The 15,577-nt window shown below is 69.5% G+C and carries 14 protein-coding genes and 1 riboswitch; of the genes, 4 read left to right on the forward strand and 10 right to left on the reverse strand.

What is annotated here, in order from left to right:
* Window positions 1-65: 65 nt before the first annotated feature.
* Window positions 66-182, reverse strand: a riboswitch (SAM riboswitch).
* A gap of 87 nt (window positions 183-269) precedes the next feature.
* The 5 genes from trpD to EBH09_RS09625 form a co-directional block, all read right to left on the reverse strand.
* Window positions 270-1,334, reverse strand: coding sequence for an anthranilate phosphoribosyltransferase (gene trpD / locus EBH09_RS09605; RefSeq protein ID WP_121746595.1), 1,065 nt, complete (start codon window positions 1,332-1,334; stop codon window positions 270-272).
* A gap of 131 nt (window positions 1,335-1,465) precedes the next feature.
* Entirely contained in the window at window positions 1,466-3,103 is a 1,638-nt protein-coding gene (locus EBH09_RS09610; RefSeq protein WP_121746596.1) for a cytochrome bc complex cytochrome b subunit, read from the reverse strand.
* Window positions 3,100-4,164, reverse strand: coding sequence for a Rieske 2Fe-2S domain-containing protein (locus tag EBH09_RS09615; protein WP_121746597.1), 1,065 nt, complete (start codon window positions 4,162-4,164; stop codon window positions 3,100-3,102). Before EBH09_RS09615 ends, EBH09_RS09610 begins: the two co-directional genes overlap by 4 nt.
* Entirely contained in the window at window positions 4,161-4,970 is an 810-nt protein-coding gene (locus EBH09_RS09620; RefSeq protein ID WP_121746598.1) for a c-type cytochrome, read from the reverse strand. The genes EBH09_RS09615 and EBH09_RS09620 overlap by 4 nt, the downstream gene beginning before the upstream one ends.
* Window positions 4,971-5,036: 66 nt before the next feature.
* A complete protein-coding gene (locus EBH09_RS09625) occupies window positions 5,037-5,657 on the reverse strand; it encodes a heme-copper oxidase subunit III (protein ID WP_029393865.1) in 621 nt (206 codons plus the stop codon).
* Window positions 5,658-5,845: 188 nt separating this feature from the next.
* Here EBH09_RS09625 and EBH09_RS09630 point away from each other — a divergent pair, with 188 nt between their 5' ends.
* Window positions 5,846-6,247 carry a response regulator transcription factor gene (locus EBH09_RS09630; protein ID WP_121746599.1) on the forward strand — a complete coding sequence of 134 codons (402 nt, stop codon included), beginning with the start codon at window positions 5,846-5,848 and terminating at the stop codon, window positions 6,245-6,247.
* Between the two features lie 18 nt (window positions 6,248-6,265).
* Here EBH09_RS09630 and EBH09_RS09635 read toward each other — a convergent pair whose 3' ends face one another.
* From EBH09_RS09635 to coxB, 4 genes are all read right to left on the reverse strand, one after another.
* On the reverse strand, window positions 6,266-7,543 hold the full coding sequence (locus EBH09_RS09635) for an Ig-like domain-containing protein (RefSeq protein WP_121746600.1): 1,278 nt from the start codon (window positions 7,541-7,543) through the stop codon (window positions 6,266-6,268).
* Window positions 7,544-7,672: 129 nt separating this feature from the next.
* Window positions 7,673-8,071: a cytochrome c oxidase subunit 4 gene (locus tag EBH09_RS09640; protein ID WP_121746601.1), complete on the reverse strand. Its 399-nt coding sequence runs from the start codon at window positions 8,069-8,071 to the stop codon at window positions 7,673-7,675.
* A complete protein-coding gene (ctaD, locus tag EBH09_RS09645; RefSeq protein ID WP_121746602.1) occupies window positions 8,068-9,801 on the reverse strand; it encodes a cytochrome c oxidase subunit I in 1,734 nt (577 codons plus the stop codon). Before ctaD ends, EBH09_RS09640 begins: the two co-directional genes overlap by 4 nt.
* The gene (coxB, locus tag EBH09_RS09650) at window positions 9,798-10,757 is read right to left on the reverse strand and encodes a cytochrome c oxidase subunit II (protein WP_121746603.1); all 960 of its coding nucleotides are present in this window, start codon (window positions 10,755-10,757) and stop codon (window positions 9,798-9,800) included. Before coxB ends, ctaD begins: the two co-directional genes overlap by 4 nt.
* A gap of 325 nt (window positions 10,758-11,082) precedes the next feature.
* Between coxB and EBH09_RS09655 the strand changes: the two genes are divergently transcribed.
* Window positions 11,083-12,465, forward strand: a complete 1,383-nt coding sequence (locus EBH09_RS09655) for a cysteine desulfurase/sulfurtransferase TusA family protein (RefSeq protein ID WP_121746604.1) — start codon at window positions 11,083-11,085, stop codon at window positions 12,463-12,465.
* Window positions 12,466-12,486: 21 nt separating this feature from the next.
* On the opposite strand, the gene EBH09_RS09660 is transcribed toward EBH09_RS09655, so the two are convergent.
* Window positions 12,487-13,461, reverse strand: coding sequence for a carbohydrate kinase family protein (locus EBH09_RS09660; protein ID WP_121746605.1), 975 nt, complete (start codon window positions 13,459-13,461; stop codon window positions 12,487-12,489).
* 133 nt (window positions 13,462-13,594) lie between these two features.
* On the opposite strand from EBH09_RS09660, the gene EBH09_RS09665 reads away from it, so the two are divergent.
* Together EBH09_RS09665 and EBH09_RS09670 are read left to right on the forward strand one after the other, a co-directional pair.
* Window positions 13,595-13,807: a hypothetical protein gene (locus tag EBH09_RS09665; RefSeq protein WP_121746606.1), complete on the forward strand. Its 213-nt coding sequence runs from the start codon at window positions 13,595-13,597 to the stop codon at window positions 13,805-13,807.
* A 112-nt stretch (window positions 13,808-13,919) separates the two neighbouring features.
* Window positions 13,920-15,443, forward strand: coding sequence for a hypothetical protein (locus EBH09_RS09670; RefSeq protein ID WP_121746607.1), 1,524 nt, complete (start codon window positions 13,920-13,922; stop codon window positions 15,441-15,443).
* Window positions 15,444-15,577 lie beyond the last annotated feature (134 nt).

The raw sequence follows: 15,577 nt of genomic DNA on the forward strand, positions 1-15,577 counted from the left end.
CCTATCGCATTCGCTGGTTCACGGGAGACTCCCTCGGACGACCCAGGACCCCTGGTTCCGCGAGGGGTCCGCGCTTGCCGTGAACCCTGCTGTCCACGGCCCGGTCTTCACCCGGGGCACCCCGCCACGGACGGAGGGTTGCCGGACAGTCGGCCGGGGCCTCATGACTGTCACTCATGACCTGACGAAAAACCTAGGGGAAATGATCGGCGCCCCGCAACCCGAGTCCGGATCGCGGGACGCACGTCCCACCACGGGCCCTCTGAGCGCTACGCGTGACTCGCGGCCACCCAGCGGTCCAGGGCGCCCTTGGCGGCGCCCGAGTCGATCGCCTCGGCCGCCCGGTCCATGCCGGCCCTGATCTGCTCGGCCAGCGGTTCCTCGCCGGGCTCCAGGGCCACCAGGGCCGCCGCCGAGTTCAGCAGCACCGCGTCCCGCACGGGGCCCGTCTCGCCGGCCAGCAGGCGGCGGGCGACGTCGGCGTTGTAGGAGGCGTCGGCTCCGCGCAGCGCCTGGACCGGCACGAGTTCGAGGCCGACGTCCCGCGGGTCGAAGGTCTCCTCGGTCACCCGGCCGTCCCGCACGACCCACACCCGGGAGGTGGCCGTCGTGGTCAGCTCGTCGAGGCCGTCGTCGCCCCGGAAGACCAGGGACGAGTGGCCGCGTTCGGCGAAGACACCGGCGATGATCGGCGCCATCCGGGCGTGGGCGACCCCGATCGCCTGGGACTTCACCTTGGCGGGGTTGGTCAGCGGACCCAGGAAGTTGAACACGGTGCGGATGCCCAGCTGACCGCGCGCCGCCGCCACATGGCGCAGCGCCGGGTGGAACTTCACGGCGAAGCAGAAGGTGATGCCGGCCTCCTCGGCGACCTCCGCCACCCGCTTCGGCGTCAGCTCCAGGTTGACCCCGAGCTTCTCCAGGACGTCGGAGGCCCCGGACGCCGAGGAGGCGGCCCGGTTGCCGTGCTTGACGACCTTGGCGCCGGTACCGGCCACGACGATCGCCGACATGGTGGAGATGTTGACCGTCTTGGCGCCGTCGCCGCCGGTGCCGACGATGTCGACCGTCTCCCCCGGCACCTCGATCACGTTGGCGTGGGCGTACATGGTGCGGACGAGGCCGGAGATCTCCTCGACGGTCTCGCCCTTGGACCTGAGCGCCACCGCGAAGCCGGCGATCTGCGCGTCGGTCGCCTCACCGCGCATGATCACGTCCAGTGCCCAGGCGGTGTCGTCCGCGGAGAGGTCCCGGCCGTCCAGGAGTCCGTTCAGCAGGGCGGGCCAGGAGCGGCCCGCCGCGGTGTCGCCTCCAGCGGGGGTCACAGCGCTCATGAGCCGCTCCTGAATCGTGTGTATCGCGGAAAGGGAGTGTGGTCCCACCCTATCCAGCCCCGGGCACGGCGAAGGGCCCCGTCCGCGGAACGGACGGGGCCCTTCGACCGTGGTGTGGCGACGCTGGAGGGTCAGTGGTGGCCGTGGCCGCTCGTGATCTCCTTGTACTCCTCGACGGTCGGCTTCGGAATCTGCGAGTCCTCGCCGTAGTAGCCCTTGCTCAGCTTGGCGCGGAGCTTCTCCGTGCGCTTCACCTTGCGCCGGACGCCGTTCTCGTCGACCTCCGGACCGATCTCGGCCGGCTTGTACTGCTCGTGCGCCGTGAGCGTGTGCAGCTGCTCCTGGCTGAGCGGCTCGTGCACCTCGATGAACTCACCGTGCGGCAGGCGCTTGATGATGCCCGACTCGCGGCCGTGCAGCACCTTGTCCTTGTCCCGGCGCTGGAGGCCGAGGCAGATCCGCTTGGTGACGATGAACGCGACGACCGGGGCGACGAAGAACCCGATGCGGACGAACCAGGTGATCGCGTTGATCGACAGGTGGAAGTGCGTGGCCCACAGGTCGTTGCCGCCGCCGATCAGCAGCACCATGTACCAGGTGATCCAGGCGACACCGAAGGCGGTCCGGGTCGGGGCGTTGCGCGGGCGGTCCAGGATGTGGTGCTCGCGCTTGTCGCCGGTGACCCAGGACTCGATGAACGGGTAGACCGCGATCGCGACCAGGACCAGCGGGAAGATCAGCAGCGGGACGAACACGCCCAGGACGAGCGTGTGACCCCAGAAGTTGATCTCCCAGCCCGGCATCACACGGATCAGACCCTCGGAGAAGCCCATGTACCAGTCGGGCTGGGCTCCGGTGGAGACCATGTCCGGCCGGTAGGGGCCGATGGCCCAGATCGGGTTGATCGTGGCGATGGCCGAGATGGCGGCGATCACGCCGAAGACCAGGAAGAAGAAGCCTCCGGCCTTGGCCATGTACACCGGCAGCAGCGGCATGCCGACGACGTTCTTGTTGGTCTTGCCGGGACCCGCGAACTGCGTGTGCTTGTGGTAGAAGACCAGGATCAGGTGGCCGACCACCAGGCCGAGCATGATGCCCGGCAGCAGCAGGATGTGGATCGAGTAGAACCGGGCCACGAAGTCGTGGCCGGGGAACTCCCCGCCGAAGAGGAAGAACGAGATGTACGTGCCGACGATCGGCACGGACAGGATCGCGCCCTCCATGAAGCGGATACCGGTGCCCGAGAGCAGGTCGTCCGGGAGCGAGTAGCCGGTGAAACCGGTGAACATGCCGAGGACGAACAGCAGGAAGCCGAACAGCCAGTTGATCTCACGCGGCTTGCGGAACGCGCCGGTGAAGAAGACGCGCATCATGTGCACGAACATGCCGGCGAGGAAGATCAGCGCCGCCCAGTGGTGGATCTGCCGGATGAGCAGACCACCGCGGACGTCGAAGCTGATGTCCAGCGTCGAGGCGTACGCCTCACTCATCAGCTGGCCCTGCAGCGGCACGTACGAGCCGTGGTACGTGACCTCGTTCATCGAGGGGTGGAAGAACAGCGTCAGGTACACACCCGTGAGGATGATGATGATGAAGCTGTAGAGGCAGACCTCACCCAGCATGAACGACCAGTGGTCGGGGAAGATCTTGCGCATGTTGGCCTTGGCCAGGGAGTAGATCCCCAGCCGGCCGTCGGCCCAGTCGGCGACGCGCTCGCCGGCCGGTGCCTTCCCGCGAGAGCGGGGGGCTTCGTTGGCTGTAGTGCTCATCCGCGCTCCCAGAAGGCAGGACCGACGGGCTCTTCGAAGTCGCCGAGCGCTTCGAGGTAACCCTCGTCGTTCACGCCGATGCGCAGCTGCGGCAGGGCGTGACCGGCGGGACCGAAGATCACCCGGGCGCCGTCGGCAAGGTCGAAGGTGGACTGGTGGCAGGGGCAGAGCGCGTGGTGCGTCTGCTGCTCGTACAGGGAGATCGGGCAACCGACATGGGTGCAGATCTTCGAGTACGCCACGATGCCCTCGTGCGACCACTCGAGTTCGCGCTTGTCCTTGATGGCCTCCGGCTCCAGCCGGATGATCATCAGGGCCGCCTTGGCGATCTCGGTCATGAACTCCTCGTCGTGCTCCTCCAGGCCCTCGGGCATGGCGAAGGTGAGGGAGCCCACCGCGACGTCCGAGGGACGCAGCGGCTCGTGGGTGTTCATGTTGACGAGCAGCTTGCCCTTGGACCACAGGGTGTGGCGGAGCTTGGTGCCGGGCAGCGGGCCGAGGTCGCGCAGCAGGACGACACCGGAGAGCGGCACCAGCGTGAGCGCGCCCAGCATCGTGTTGCGGATCAGCTTGCGGCGCCCGATCACGGACTCCTTGGCACCCTGCTTGAAGTCCGCGTGGACCTTGGCACGGGTCTCCGGGTCGGCCTCGATCGGGTGACGCTCGTCGGCGACCTCCTCGTCGGACATCAGGGTGCGGGCCCAGTGGACCGCGCCGGCGCCGATCGCGAACAGCGCGACGCCGAGCGTCATGCCGAGCGCGAAGTTCAGCGCACTGATGTGACCGAGCGGGAAGATGTAGACCGACTTGTCGACCGGGATCGTCACGAACGAGGCGATGAAGCCGACGGTGGCCAGCATCGACAGCGTGAACAGCAGGGCGACCGTGCGCTCGGACCGCTTGGCGGCCCGCTCGTCGGTGTCCTGGATCCGGTGCTCGTGGGGCGGCAGTCCCGGGTCGGCGAACGGGTTCTGCTCGTCCGCGGTGCGCACCGAGCCGTGCCCGTGCGGGGCGTCCTGCTCAGCGGGCAGGTTCTCTTCTGGAATGTCTTGGCTACTCATGACTTCTTGGCCTTTGCGGTCCGAGCGGCGACCCAGACGGCGACGGCGATCAGGGCGCCCAGTCCGAACACCCAGGCGAACAGACCTTCACTGACCGGACCCAGTCCGCCGAGGCTGAGGCCACCGGGCTCAACGGTGTCGTCGCTGTTGACCGCGTCCAGGTAGGCGATGATGTCCTTCTTGTTCTGCTCCGACATCGTGCCGTCGGGGAAGGAGGGCATGTTCTGCGGGCCGGTCAGCATGGCCTCGTAGATGTGCTTCGGGTCGACGTCCTCGAGGCTCGGCGCGTACTTGCCGTGCGTCAGGGCGCCGCCCTTGCCGGTGAAGTTGTGGCACTGCGCGCAGTTGTTGCGGAACAGCTCACCGCCCTTGGCGATGTCCGCACCCTCCGGGCCGTACTTCTCCTCCGACGGGATGGCCGGACCGGCGCCCAGCGAGGCGATGTAGGCGGCCAGCTGGTCGATCTCGGCCTGCGAGTAGACGACCGGCTTTTCCGGGACCTGCGCGCCCGGCTGCTGGGCCGGCATACGGCCGGTACCCACCTGGAAGTCGACGGCCGCGGCGCCTACGCCGACCAGGCTCGGACCGTCGGTGGTGCCCTGACCCCCGGTGCCGTGGCAACTGGCACAGCCGACGGCGTAGAGCTTCTTGCCCTCGTCGATGGCGAGGGACTGGGCGGTTTCATCGGCCTGCGCCTTGTCCGCGGGTGCGAACACGGCGTACAGCCCCCCTGTGCATGCCAGCGCGAGGAGTAGGACGACGAGCGCCGCCAGCGGATGGCGTCGTCGTGCGGAGAGCTTTTTCACGGATTACCCCGGTGTCAGGATCTTCTGCGTCGATGCTTCTGGTATTGAGGCGGGTGCGCGCCGCGACTACTTGATCATGTAGATCGTGGCGAAGAGGCCGATCCAGACGACATCGACGAAGTGCCAGTAATAGGACACGACAATGGCCGCGGTCGCCTGCTCGTGAGTGAACCTCCGGGCCGCGTAGGTGCGGCCGAGGACCAGCAGGAAGGCGATGAGGCCGCCCGTCACGTGCAGTCCGTGGAAGCCGGTGGTCAGGTAGAACACCGAGCCGTACGGGTCCGACGAGAGCGAGAGGCCCTCGTGCTTGACCAGCTCGGTGTACTCGAACACCTGACCGCCGATGAAGATCGCACCCATCACGAAGGTGACGATGAACCACATCCGGAGCTTCTTCACGTCACCGCGCTCGGCCGCGAACACGCCGAGCTGGCAGGTGAGGGAGGAGAGCACCAGGATCGTGGTGTTCGTCGCGGAGAACGGGAAGTTCAGCGCGTCGGCCTTCTCGGACCAGAAGTCCGGGCCGGTCACCGATCGCAGGGTGAAGTACATCGCGAAGAGGGCCGCGAAGAACATCAGCTCGGAACTCAACCAGATGATGGTTCCGACGCTGGTGAGGTTCGGCCGATTGACCGACGGGTGCGCGTGCCCGGTTTCTACTGTCGTTGCTGTCGCCACGACCGACATTATGTCGGTCGCTTATCCCGCCCTCACCCCGGGGGGTGCCGTTCGGAGTGTCCGCCCCGTCTGTACTGCCCGTATGGCCCATCGAACGGCCCGTCGAAGCCGTGTCCGAACCAGTGTTGACGAGGTGTTCAAAGGAGTAGCATCCGGCGCAACGGGCTACGACTGTTTCACTGCGTATCGGAGGAAGCATGCAGCCGACCGCCACGGTGCTGGTCTACAGCGACGACTCCAACACCCGCGAGCAGGTGCGGCTGGCGACCGGTCGCCGGCCGGCTCCGGACGTGCCCGTGGTCGAGTTCCTGGAGTGCGCCACCCCGGCCGCCGCGATCAAGGAGCTGGACAAGGGCGGGATCGACGTCTGCGTCTTCGACGGCGAGGCGGTGCCCATGGGGGGCATGGGCCTGTGCCGCCAGATCAAGGACGAGGTCTTCCAGTGCCCGCCGGTGCTGCTGCTCATCGCCCGGCCGCAGGACGCGTGGCTGGCGACGTGGAGCCGCGCGGAGGCGGCTGTGACGCTGCCGGTGGAGCCGGTCGAGCTCGCGGGCGCGCTGGCCGCGCTGCTGCGGCAGAAGAGGCTGCAGGGCGTTTAGGGGCGCCCGCCGGACGCCTCACACCACCGTCGGCCGCAGCCGTGCCGCCTCCTGGGTGTTCGGGGCACTGCCGGTACCGCCGGTCAGGGCGCTGCCCGTGCGCCACTTGTTCCAGTCGAGGTTCCAGTCGCCGAAGCCGTTGCCGAAGGGTTCCATCGTCTCGCCCTCGGAGTTGACCACCTCGACGAGGTCGCCCTCCTGGACGACGCCGAAGAACCACTCGGCGTCGGCGGTGCTCATGCCGACGCAGCCGTGGCTGACGTTGGCCAGGCCCTGGGAACCGACCGACCAGGGGGCGGCGTGCACGTACTCGCCGCTCCAGGTGACCCGGGTGGCGAAGTACACGGGCAGGTCGTACGACTCCGAGGAACCCTCGGCGATGCCGACGGTGCTGCTGCGCATGCGTACGAAGGGTTCCTTGCCCAGGACGACCTTGACGCCGTTGCGGGTCTCGAAGCCGGGCTTGCCCGAGGTGACGGGGATCTGCCTGATCTCCTGGCCGTCCCGGTAGACCGTCAGCGTGTGCGCGGCGGCGTCGGTGACGGCCACGACGTGGTCGTCCGTCGTGATCTTCAGGGGCTTGGCGGTGCCGCCCCACATCCGGTCGCCGATCTTGATGCCGTCGAGGGTGCTGCGGACCTGGACGGTGGCGTGGGCGGGCCAGTACTCCTTGGGCCGGTAGTGGAGCTTCTTGTCGTCCACCCAGTGCCAGGCGCCCTCCACGGCCGGCGTGGAGTCCACCTTCAGGGCGCGTTCCACTATGGCCCGCTGGGCCGGGTCCGCGACCGGCTGGCTCAGTTCCGCGGTGACGGGCTGGCCGACGCCGTACGCGCCCGCCTTGGGCCCGAAGGAGACGTCCAGGGTCTTCTTGGAGCTGGGCAGGCCGGTCTCGAAGGTGAGGACCTTGCGGCCGGGCGCGCCGTCGCCGTCCTCGGTGCTCACCCGGACCGTGTAGCCGGCGCCCGCGGCCAGCGGTGAGGTGCTGTGCCAGCGGGCTCCGTCGGCGGAGAGTTCGCCCGCGACGTAGCGGCCCGCCGTGTCCACGGCCGTGACGTCCGTGATGCGCCCGTCGGCGCCCTCGGCGACGACCTCCAGGGGTTTGTCGGGGTCGGCCTTCTTCCCGGCGTCCGTGGGGCCGCTGAAGGAGATCTGGCCGGCCGCGTCGTAGGGCGATGCGGACAGCGGGTTGTCGTCGTCGCCGCTGCAGGCGGTGACGGACGCGCCGAGGGCCATCACCAGCAGGGTGCAGCCGACGACCGTACGCCCCCGCGCCTGGAAGTGAACCGTGTCGCTCATGACCTCACGCTAGGGAGCCACGTCAGCGGCGGCACGGTGGGTAAGCCGGACGGGTGAGGCGGGTACGGCATACGAAGGGGCCCGGACGCTCCTGACGGAGTGTCCGGGCCCCTTGGCGCTGGGCGCGTGCTACTGGGTGCGGTTCTCACCGCGGTAGTACTCGAAGACCCAGCCGAACAGACCCACGAGAAGGATCGGTGCCGAGAAGTACATGATCCACCAGCCGACCGCCACGCCCAGGAAGGCGAGCGCTCCGCCGAACCCGAGAGCCAGCGGCTGCCAGCTGTGCGGGCTGAAGAACCCGATCTCGCCGGCGTCGTCCGCGACGTCCGCTTCCTTGTCGTCCTGCGCACCGACGTCGACCCGCTTGGCCGTGAAGGCCAGGTAGAAGCCGATCATGATGGACAGGCCGAAGGCCAGGAAGAGGGCCGTGGTGCCGGCCGGCTCCATCGACCAGTAGCCGTAGACGATCGCGACGGCCAGGATGAAGACGCTCAGCCAGATGAAGAGCTGTCCCTGGATCTTCACTTGCCGGCCTCCTTGCCGCCGGCGAGGGTCTTCTCACCGTGACCGACGTTCTCGAGCTGGTCGATCGCCGAGACCTCCGGGTGGTGCAGGTCGAAGGCGGGGGATTCACTGCGGATGCGCGGCAGCGTGAGGAAGTTGTGCCGCGGCGGCGGGCAGGAGGTCGCCCACTCCAGCGAACGGCCGTAGCCCCACGGGTCGTCCACGTTGACCGGCTTGCCGTACTTGGCCGTCTTCCAGACGTTGTAGAAGAACGGCAGCAGCGACATGCCGAGCAGGAACGAGCTGATCGTCGAGATCGTGTTCAGGGCGGTGAAGCCGTCGGCCGCCAGGTAGTCGGCGTACCGGCGCGGCATGCCCTCGGCACCCAGCCAGTGCTGGACCAGGAAGGTGCCGTGGAAGCCGATGAACAGCGTCCAGAAGGTGATCTTGCCGAGGCGCTCGTCCAGCAGCTTGCCGGTGAACTTCGGCCACCAGAAGTGGAAGCCGGCGAACATCGCGAACACCACCGTGCCGAACACCACGTAGTGGAAGTGCGCCACCACGAAGTACGAGTCCGAGACGTGGAAGTCCAGCGGCGGCGAGGCCAGGATGACACCGGTCAGACCACCGAAGAGGAAGGTGATCAGGAAGCCGGTGGACCACAGCATCGGTGTCTCGAAGCTGAGTGATCCCTTCCACATGGTGCCGATCCAGTTGAAGAACTTCACACCGGTCGGGACCGCGATCAGGAAGGTCATGAAGGAGAAGAACGGCAGCAGCACGCCGCCCGTGACGTACATGTGGTGGGCCCACACCGTCACCGACAGACCGGCGATCGCGATCGTCGCGGCGATCAGACCCATGTAGCCGAAGATCGGCTTGCGGGAGAAGACCGGGATGATCTCACTGACGATGCCGAAGAACGGCAACGCGATGATGTACACCTCCGGATGCCCGAAGAACCAGAACAAGTGCTGCCACAGCAACGCTCCGCCGTTGGCCGAGTCGAAGATGTGCGCACCGAACTTGCGGTCCGCCTCCAGCGCGAACAGGGCCGCGGCCAGCACCGGGAAGGCGAGCAGGACCAGCACACCGGTCAGCAGCACGTTCCAGGTGAAGATCGGCATGCGGAACATGGTCATGCCCGGCGCGCGCATGCAGATGATCGTGGTGATGAAGTTGACCGAGCCGAGGATGGTGCCGAAGCCGGAGAAGGCCAGACCCATGATCCACAGGTCACCGCCGATACCCGGCGAGTGCACCGCGTCGGACAGCGGCGAGTAGGCGAACCAGCCGAAGTCGGCCGCGCCCTGCGGGGTCAGGAACCCGCCCACCGCGATCGTCGAGCCGAACAGGTACAGCCAGTAGGCGAACATGTTCAGCCGCGGGAAGGCCACGTCCGGCGCGCCGATCTGCAGCGGCATGATCCAGTTCGCGAAGCCGGCGAACAGCGGCGTCGCGAACATCAGCAGCATGATCGTGCCGTGCATCGTGAACGCCTGGTTGAACTGCTCGTTCGACATGATCTGCAGACCCGGACGGGCCAGCTCGGCGCGCATGAACAGCGCCATCACGCCGCCGATCACGAAGAACGCGAACGACGTCACCAGATACAGCGTGCCGATCGTCTTGTGGTCGGTGGTCGTCAGCCACTTCACCACGACCTCGCCACGCCTCTGGCGCCGGACCGGCAGTTCGTCCTCGTAGTGGGACCCTGCCGCGGCACCCTGGGGTTCGTTGAGGATGCTCACAGGTTGTTCGTCTCCCGGTTCTTCTCGTGGCTCGTCTGCGCGATGCCCGCGGGAACGTAACCGGTCTGCCCCTTCTTCACGAGGTCCTGGAGGTGCTGCTCGTAGCGCTCCGGGGAGACGACCTTCACGTTGAACAGCATCCGGGAGTGGTCGACGCCGCACAGCTCGGCGCACTTGCCGAGGAAGGTGCCCTCCTTGTTGGGGGTCACCTCGAAGGCATTGGTGTGGCCCGGAATGACGTCCTGCTTCATGAGGAACGGCACCACCCAGAAGGAGTGGATGACGTCTCGCGAGGTCAGGACGAAGCGGACCGTCTTGCCCTTGGGGAGCCAGAGGGTCGGGCCGGGGTTGCCGGTCTGCGGGTTCTCCGTGCCGGGGACACCGCAGTCGTACGTGCCGCCGGCGTTCGCCGGGAAGTCCTCCTTGAACCGGTCCGGGATCGCGGCCAGTTCCTTGGAGGTCTTGGCGTCGCCGGTGGAACCGTCGACGCTCTCGACATAGTTGAAGCACCAGCTCCACTGGAAGCCGACCACGTTGACCGTGACGTCGGGCTTCTTCTTGAGGCTCATGAGCTCGGACTCGTCACGTGCGGTGAAGTAGAACAACACCGAGACGATGACGAGCGGAACAATGGTGTACAGCGCCTCGATGGGCAGGTTGTACCTGTTCTGCGGAGGAACTTCGACCTTGGTGCGGGTGCGCCGGTGGAAGAAGCAACTCCACAGGATCAGGCCCCACACCAGCACGCCGGTGGCCAGCGCGGCTGCCCAGGAGCCCTGCCACAGGGAGAGGATCCGCGGAGCCTCTTCCGTGGTTGGGGTGGGCATGCCGAGGCGGGGGAAGTCCTCGTATGTGCAACCGGTGGCGGTCGCCAGGACCAGGCCCGCGGTCAGTGCCTGCAGCAGCTTCCGCCGCATCGGGCGCCGCGGCGAGCGGTCGGAGCCGTTGGGACTCACGTAGCGCCTTCCCGAGAGTCTCGCCCGCGCTGTTCGGCTGCGGCCTTCTCGCTGGTCGGTCGCCGCCCTGCGTCGGGCAGGGGTTTGATGTTTATGCGGACCAAACCCTAGCCGACGCCCTCCGGGGGGTCGCGGGGAGGGTGGCATACGCGCCGGGAGGCACCCTGAAAGGGTGGGACGGGGGCGCCTTCGGGGGTGGGAGCTGGGGGTTTGTGGGCGGCTGACGGTGCGTCGCGGTTGCTCGCGCCCGCGTGCCGGAGCCGCACATGTCACGGGCCCGCGCCCCTGGTCGGCGCTTCCCTGCCGGACGTCATAGCGTTGCTGTGTGGCCTACTTCGACGCTGCTTCCGCCGTTCCTCTCCATCCCGTCGCCCGGCAGGCCCTTCAGGCCTCGCTCGACGAAGGGTGGGCCGATCCCGCTCGGCTCTACCGGGAAGGGCGGCGGGCCCGGATGCTGCTCGACGCTGCCCGGGAGGCGGCCGCCGAGGCCGTGGGGTGTCGGGCGGACGAGTTGGTGTTCACTCCTTCGGGGACGCGGGCGGTGCATTCGGGGGTCGCGGGAGCGCTGGCCGGGCGTCGGCGCGTCGGAGCCCACCTGATCGTGTCAGCGGTCGAACACTCCTCCGTATTGCATGCGGCCGAGGTGCACGAGGCCGGCGGCGGGACGGTCACGCAGGTGCCCGTGGACCGGACGGGGGCGGTGGACCCGGCGGCGTACGCGGCCGCCCTGCGCGGCGACACCGCGCTGGCCTGCCTCCAGTCGGCCAACCACGAGGTGGGCACCGAGCAGCCGGTGGCGGAGGTCGCCGAGATCTGCCGGACGGCGGGCGTGCCGCTGCTGGTGGACGCGGCGCAGTCGCTCGGGTGGGGGAAGGTGCCGGGCGACTGGTCCGTGCTCGCGGCCAGTGCCCACAAGTGGGGCGGGCCGTCCGGGGTCGGGCTGCTCGTCGTACGGAAAGGGGCCCGGTTCGCGCCGCAAGGACCCGGGGACGAGCGGGAGTCGGGGCGGGCGCCCGGTTTCGAGAACCTCCCGGCGATCGTGGCGGCGGCCGCGTCGCTGCGGGCGGTGCGGGCCGAGGCGGCCGAGGATGCTGCCCGGCTGCGGGAGCTGACGGAGCGGATCCGGACGCGGGTGCCGGATCTGGTGCCGGATGTGGAGGTGGTCGGCGATCCGGTGCGCAGGCTGCCCGGCACCGTCACCTTCTCGTGTCTCTACGTCGACGGGGAGACCCTGCTGCACGGACTGGACCGTGCCGGGTTCTCGGTCTCCTCCGGGTCGTCCTGCACGAGCAGCACCCTGATGCCGAGCCACGTCCTGAAGGCGATGGGGGTGCTCAGCGAGGGCAACGTCCGGGTGTCGCTGCCGCCGGGGACGCCGCCGGAGGACGTCGAGCGGTTCCTGGAGGTGCTGCCGGGCACGGTGGCCGCGGTTCGGGAGCGGCTGGGCGCGCCGGCGGCCACGGAGGCCGCTCCCGAGAACGGAGGCGACCTCGTCGTGGACGCGATCGGCCGGCGCTGCCCCGTCCCGGTGATCGAGCTGGCCAAGGTCATCGGCGACGTGCCCGTCGGGGGCACGGTCCGCGTCCTGTCCGACGACGAGGCGGCGCGTCTGGACATCCCGGCGTGGTGCGAGATGCGGGGGCAGGAGTACGTGGGCGAGGAGCCGGCGGAGGAGGGAACGGCTTACCTGGTCCGCCGGTCGGCCTGAACGGCACCCTCACCCGGCGGTTCAGCCCAGGTGCGCCTGGACCTCCTCCGCCGCCTCGTCCCCGTACGCCTTGGTGAACCGCTCCATGAAGTGCCCGCGGCGCAGCTGGTACTCCTGCGTCCCCACCGTCTCGATGACGAGCGTCGCCAGCATGCAGCCCACCTGCGCCGCCCGCTCCAACGACACCCCCCACGCCAGTCCCGACAGGAACCCCGCGCGGAAGGCGTCGCCCACGCCGGTCGGGTCGGCCTTGCGCTCCTCGTCCGGCACGCCGACCTCGACGGTGGGCTCGCCCACCCGCTCGATGCGGACGCCCCGCGCGCCGAGGGTGGTGACGCGGTGGCCGACGCGGCCGAGGATCTCCTCGTCCGTCCAGCCGGTCTTGGTCTCGATGAGCCCCTTCTCGTACTCGTTGGAGAAGAGGTAGGTCGCCCCGTCCAGCAGTATCCGGATCTCGTCGCCGTTCATCCGGGCGATCTGCTGGGAGAAGTCGGCGGCGAACGGGATCGACCGGGCGCGGCACTCCTCGGTGTGCCGGAGCATCGCCTCCGGGTCGTCGGCACCGATGGAGACCAGGTCGAGACCGCCGACCCGGTCGGCGACGGTCTTCAGCTCGATGAGGCGGGCCTCGCTCATCGCGCCCGTGTAGAACGAGCCGATCTGGTTGTGGTCGGCGTCGGTGGTGCAGACGAAGCGGGCGGTGTGCAGGGTCTCGGAGATGCGCACCGAGCCGGTGTCGACGCCGTGCCGGTCCAGCCAGGCCCGGTACTCGTCGAAGTCCGAGCCGGCCGCGCCGACCAGGATCGGCCGGGTGCCGAGCTGGCCCATGCCGAAGGCGATGTTCGCGGCGACGCCGCCCCGGCGTACGTCGAGCTGGTCGACCAGGAAGGAGAGCGAGACCGTGTGCAGTTGGTCCGCGACGAGCTGGTCGGAGAAGCGGCCGGGGAAGGTCATGAGGTGGTCGGTGGCGATGGAGCCGGTGACTGCGATGCGCACGGCGTGGACTCTCTCCTGAAGGGGAGGCGGGTTGACAGTTCACGCTACCCGGGAGAGCCCCGGGTCCGAAGCAGGCAAAACTACCCGGTAGTACAACTTTCTTCACGGTCCGGGACGTGCCTACGGTTCTGTTATGACGAACCTGACGAGGACCGCCGACCCCGCCCCGGCCGACCTGGACGGCGACCTGGCGTCGCTGCGCGGCGACTGCGCCCGGATGGCCCCGCGCTGGGAGGCGCCGGCCCACGCCGCCACCCGACCCGTCCCCGTCTCCCTCATCCACGGCGTGCGGGTGCCCCGGACGTCGGCCCGGTTGCTGGACGCGATGTCGGACTACGGGGACTGAGGTCCGTCCGGCGACTTCGAGGCGTTCGGGCGGCGCGTGACGTAGCCGGGAACCGGATCCTCCCCCACCGCGTCCCATCGCTGTCCCCAGTAACAGCCGAAGGAGCGATGCGGTGAACACCGACCGACCCGACAACGACGACGCCGACGCCGCCGACGAGGCCGGCGCCGGGCGTCCCGCGCGGCGGCGTCCCCGGGCGGTCGCCGTCGCCTCCGTCGCCGCCGCCGTGCTGTTGGTGGGGACCGGCGGCGCCTATCTGGCCACGTCCGCCTCCGGCGGCGGCCCGGACGGCGGTACGGCCTCCGGTGCGTCCGGCGACGACACTCCCCCGCCGCTCACCCTGGACGACCACGCGGCGCCGTCCGGAAGCGGCGGTACGAACGGCATCGCGCCCGGCGAGCCCAACCCCTACGGCGTCACCTACCGCGCCGACGGCTCGCTGCCCGACGGCCCCGGCTCGGCGCCCGTGTACCGGGCGAAGGGCGAGGTCACCGAGGCGGAGGTGGCCCGGCTGGCCGAGGCGCTCGGGGTCGACGGTGCGCCGCGCGTGCGGGGCGAGGCATGGAAGGTCGGCAACGCCAACGACGGTTCGGGTCCGCTGCTGACGGTGAACACGCAGGCCCCGGGCACCTGGACGTTCCACCGCTACACGCCCGGTACCGACAACTGCAAGAAGGGCGCCGCGTGCAAGGGCCCGTCCGCCGACGGGGACCCGGTGAGCGAGGCGGCCGCGAAGAAGGCTGCGGCGCCGGTGCTGAAGGCGCTGGGCCAGGACGACGCCAAGCTGGACGCGGGCCAGGTCATGGGCGCCCGGCGGGCCGTGAACGCCGAACCCGAGGTCGGCGGGCTGCCCACGTACGGCTGGACGACCGGTGTGGTCGTCGGCGCGCAGGGCGATGTGGTCGGCGGCAGCGGTCAGGTGAAGGTGCCGGTCAAGGGGGACACGTATCCCGTCCTGGGTGCGGAGGAAACGCTGGCGCTGCTGAACACGCCGGGCGGCGGCCCGGGCGCCGGCATCGGGGGCTGCGCGAGCCCCGTACCGCATCAGGACGGCGCGGACACGCCCTGCGAGCCGCCGACGGGAACTCCGGAGAAGCCGCAGCAGCCGGAGAAGCGGACCATCACGGTCGAGGACGCGGTGTTCGGGCTGGCCGCGCATCCGGTGCGGGGGCGGCAGACGCTGGTGCCGTCGTGGCTGTTCGAGGTGCGGGCGCCGGGCACGGGGGACGCCTTCACGGTGACGTATCCGGCGGTCGACCCGAAGTACCTGACGTCCGCGGCCCCCGCCTCACCGTCCCCGGCCCCGTCCGACGAGCCGCCCTCGGCGCCGGGTGAGCCCCGCGACGTCGAGGTGAACGGCTATACGGCCGAGGGCGGGGAGCTGACCGTGCACTTCACGGGCGGGGTGTGCTCCGACTACGAGGCGAAGGCGGAGGAGAGCGCGGGCAAGGTGACCGTCACGGTGACCGAGACCCCGCATCCGGAGAAGGTCTGCATCCTGATCGCCAAGGAGTACGAGCGGACGGTGCCGCTCGACGAGCCGCTCGGCGACCGGACGGTCGTGGGCTCGGACGGCGAGGAGATTCCGCCGCACAAGCCGGGCGCGCGGCTTCCGGCGCCGTCCAGGGGCCGGTGACGGCGGTCCCGTAGGCGGGCAGGCAAGAGGGCGGCGGCCCGGGGTCGGTCCCGGGCCGCCGCCCTCTTACGACTGTGGCGTGCCCACCGCGCGGCCAGGGACCGCGCCGATCGGGCGCCGCGCTCTTCCGGCGG

This window comes from Streptomyces sp. E2N166 (genome assembly GCF_003671715.1).
Classification (GTDB): domain Bacteria; phylum Actinomycetota; class Actinomycetes; order Streptomycetales; family Streptomycetaceae; genus Streptomyces; species Streptomyces thinghirensis.

Bases quoted from the DNA above. Each gene is read 5' to 3' on its own strand.
- trpD (WP_121746595.1), bottom strand. From the start codon at position 1,334: ATGAGCGCTGTGACCCCCGCTGGAGGCGACACCGCGGCGGGCCGCTCC.
- EBH09_RS09610 (WP_121746596.1), bottom strand. From the start codon at position 3,103: ATGAGCACTACAGCCAACGAAGCCCCCCGCTCTCGCGGGAAGGCACCG.
- EBH09_RS09615 (WP_121746597.1), bottom strand. From the start codon at position 4,164: ATGAGTAGCCAAGACATTCCAGAAGAGAACCTGCCCGCTGAGCAGGAC.
- EBH09_RS09625 (WP_029393865.1), bottom strand. From the start codon at position 5,657: ATGTCGGTCGTGGCGACAGCAACGACAGTAGAAACCGGGCACGCGCAC.
- EBH09_RS09630 (WP_121746599.1), top strand. From the start codon at position 5,846: ATGCAGCCGACCGCCACGGTGCTGGTCTACAGCGACGACTCCAACACC.
- EBH09_RS09635 (WP_121746600.1), bottom strand. From the start codon at position 7,543: ATGAGCGACACGGTTCACTTCCAGGCGCGGGGGCGTACGGTCGTCGGC.
- EBH09_RS09665 (WP_121746606.1), top strand. From the start codon at position 13,595: ATGACGAACCTGACGAGGACCGCCGACCCCGCCCCGGCCGACCTGGAC.